General features: G+C 64.9%; 1 protein-coding gene. It reads left to right on the top strand.

The genetic code is table 11. The annotated features are described in order from the left end of the window. A partial coding sequence (locus tag CH290_RS24875; RefSeq protein ID WP_141217851.1) for a condensation domain-containing protein occupies window positions 1-4,022 on the top strand: 4,022 nt, incomplete at both ends.

The following is a 4,022-nucleotide window of genomic DNA, read 5'->3' as shown; positions in this document are numbered from 1 at the left end:
CAACCACCCACGTCCTCGACACCTGGCTGCGCCCGGTACCCGTCGGGGTGACAGGAGAGCTGTATCTCGGTGGCATCCAACTCGCCGACGGCTACATCGCCCGACCCGACCTCACCGCCACCCGCTTCATCGCCGACCCCACCACCGCAGGTGAACGCCTCTACCGCACCGGCGATCTCGTGCGCTGGAACCACGCCGGTGAACTCGACTACCTCGGCCGCTCCGACGACCAAGTCAAGATCCGCGGCTTCCGCATCGAACTCGACGAGATCCGCGTCGTCCTGCAGCACCACCCCGCCGTCACCGCCGCCGTCGTCATCGCCGCCGACCACCCCGGCGGCAATGACAAATACCTTGCCGCCTATTACGTCGGTACCGACGTCACCGACGACGAACTGCGGGAGCATCTGACCGCACGGGTACCGGACTACATGATCCCCACCGTGTTCATTCCCATCACCACCGTCCCGGTCACCCCCAACGGCAAACTCGACCGCCGCGCACTACCCACACCCGACATCACCGGAGCACTCACCGGCGGACAACACCCCACCACGGTCACCGAAACCACCCTCGCCACCGTCTTCGCCGACATCCTGCACCTGCCCACCGACACCCCACTGTCGATCGACGACGACTTCTTCCGCCTCGGCGGCGACTCCATCTCCTCCATCCAAGTCGTCACCGCAGCCCGCCGCGCCGGCATCACCATCACCGCCGCCGACATCTTCACCCACCGCACCATCAGCGCCCTGGCACGAATCGCCGACACCCACACCCAGACCCACACCGAAACCGGACCCACCACCGTCACCACCGCACCACTGCAACCCATCGCCGCCCGCTACGTAGACCGACCCGGCTTCGACCACTTCACCCAATCCTTCGTCTTCACCACCCCACCCGACCTCACCACCGACACCCTCCACCGAGTCCTCAACAGGATCGCCACAGCCCACCCCACGCTCGGCGCTCGCCTTCGCCGCTCCGAAACCTGGGAGTTCACGCTTCCCTCCGCAACGGTCGAATCGCCGATCCAATCGCTGACGACGTCGGACGGTTGGTCGAGCCCGCAATGGCTGACGACAGTCGACGACCTCGTCACCCGAATGTCCGATCAGATGGATCCGACGAACGGAATCCTCTGGCGCGCAATGTGGTGCACCACCTCCAGTGATGCCACCGGCCGCCTCGTCATGGTGATCCATCACCTCGCTGTCGACGGCGTCTCCTGGCGCATCCTTCAAGACGACCTCGCACACGCCTGGGCACTCGAAACCGGCGCCACCGAAGACGACCTGCTCCCCGCCGGAACCTCCATCACCACATGGACCCACGCACTGACCGAACGCGCACGCGACCCCCACCTCACCGACCAACTCGAGCACTGGAACACCGTCGCCGACGCCACACAGCCTCTCTTCGGCGAGCGGAGCGTCGACCCGGAGCGCGACACTCACGCCACAACCGGACAGATCGAGGTCACGGTTCCCGCCGACCTCACCGCTACCCTCATCGGCGACATCACCACCGCCCTCTCGGCGAGCGTCGAAGACATCCTCCTCACCGCACTGGGCATCGCGACCTGCGCATGGCGCGCACGCCACGGCCTCGAGCCACGCCCGGTCACCATCGGCATGGAAGGCCACGGCCGCCAAGAAACCCTCGTCCCCGGAGCAGACCTCTCCCGCTCGATCGGCTGGTTCACCACCTGGTACCCGATCCTCGCCGACCTCACCGACCTCGACCCCCACCACACCATCACCGACCCCACCCTCGCCGCCGACGCCGTACTACGCATCAAAGACACACTCGCACGCGTCCCGGACCGCGGCATCGGCTACGGCATACTCACCCACCTCAACACCGAAGCTGCTCTCCCACAGAACATTCCGGACATCGGATTCAACTACCTCGGTAACTTCACCAGCGGCACAGCTGGTGATCGCTCCTGGACCAGCGCCCCCGAAATCCCGGGCATCCGTGGACACGTGCCCGCAGAGCTTCCCGCCGCCGCAGTTGTCGACGCCAACATCGCCGCGGTGTCGGACGCCGACGGCGCGACCGTCTTCGACGGTTCCTTCGCCTACGCCGAGAAAATTCTCACCACCGAACAAGCACACGAACTCGTCCAGTTGTGGACAGCCACGCTGCGATGCCTCGCCGCCTACACCGGCCGCAGCCGACGCTCACTGACCGACTTCACCGCCACCGGTCTCACCTACAACGATGTCACCGCATGGGAAGAGCGTTACGGCGACCTCACCGACGTCCAACCACTGACACCACTCCAACACGGCATGGTCTTCGAATCCATGCTCGGCGCTGTGTCCGGTACCGACGTGTACCTAACCCACACTGCGGTGACGGTGACCGGGCTGCTCGACTTGGACAGGCTCCGCATCGCCCTTGATCGACTCACGGACACACACCCCAACCTCAAGGCCGCGATCACACCCGCTGCGAACGGCGAATACGTCGCAGTGATCCCCACCGGTGCCACCGTCACTCTTTCGCATACCGATATCGATACGTACGACACGGACGCGATCGCGGCGATCATCGACGCAGACCGGACGATCCCGTTGGCGCTCGACGAGGCGCCGTTGATGCGCGTCACCGCGGTCACGACCGCAGCCGACCAGCACACCCTCATCCTGACCGTCCACCACGCCATCACCGACGGCTGGTCCACCCCGCCATTGATCAAGACACTGCTCAACGCCTACAACAACCCCACCACACCCGCACTCCCCGACACCACCTACCCGAGCTTCCTCCACTGGCTCACCCACCACGACCACACCACCTCACTCGACACCTGGAACACCGCCCTCGCCGACGTCACCGAACCCACCCTCATCGCCACCACCGACACAGCCACCACCGACACAGCACAACCGATCGAACTCACCCACACCATCGACACCACCCTCACCGAACAACTCCACACCCTCGCCCGCACCCACAGCACCACCCTCAACACCGTCATCCACACCGCCTGGGCACTGACCCTGAACGCCATCACCGGACAACCCACCATCACCTTCGGCACCACCGTCTCCGGACGACCCGCCCACATCGACGGCATCGACACCGCCGTCGGCATGTTCCTCAACACCACCGTCCTCGACCACCACCACACCCCACTACCCGACCTACACCACCTCACCGGCCTCCCCGCCCTCTTCGACACCCTCCTCGTCTACGAGAACTACCCCCTCGACGACGACACCGACACACACCACGACCTCGCGCTCACCAGCGTCGACATCCACGACTCCACCCACTACCCCCTCACCCTCGGCATCCTGCCCACACCCACCCACATCACCATCGAACTCTCCTACCAACCACACCGCATCACCCACCACACCATCACCACCCTCACCACACTCCTCGACACCGCCCTACACACCCTCGCCACCGCACCCCACACCCGAATCGCCGCACTACCCCTCCTCACCCACACCGAACGAAAGCACATCTCCGAACTCTCTTCCGGTCCGGTTGTGGTGGTGGCGGATTCGACGTTGGATGAGTTGATTCGGCGTCAGACGAATTCGTCTGCGGATGCGCTTGCGGTCGTCGACGACAGCGGACAACAGTGGACCTATACAGATCTCGACTTCCACGCAAACGCACTGGCACACATACTGATCGAACGTGGCGTGCAGGTCGGCGACCGCGTCGCAGTCATGCTCCCCCGCAGCGTCGACCTCGTCACCACACTGATCGCCGTCATCCGCGCCGGCGCCGCCTACGTCCCCATCGACCCCGACTACCCCAGCGAACGCATCACCCACATCCTCGACGACGCTTCTCCCACAGTGGTCATCACCGAAGATTTCCTCACCGACCCAGCAGTATCAGCACGCCTGACACACGGTGACACCGCGGCACCGGTACTGACACGCACCCTCACCCCCGCCGACACCGCCTACGTCATCTTCACCTCCGGCACCACCGGACGCCCCAAAGGCGTCATGATCTCCCACCGAGCAATCATCAACCTCATCCGC

Source organism: Rhodococcus sp. 06-156-4, assembly GCF_002259345.1.
In the GTDB taxonomy this organism is placed as follows: domain Bacteria; phylum Actinomycetota; class Actinomycetes; order Mycobacteriales; family Mycobacteriaceae; genus Rhodococcoides; species Rhodococcoides fascians_E.
Note: the sequence above shows the minus strand (reverse complement) of the source record. Positions and strands in the feature narration are given on the sequence as shown.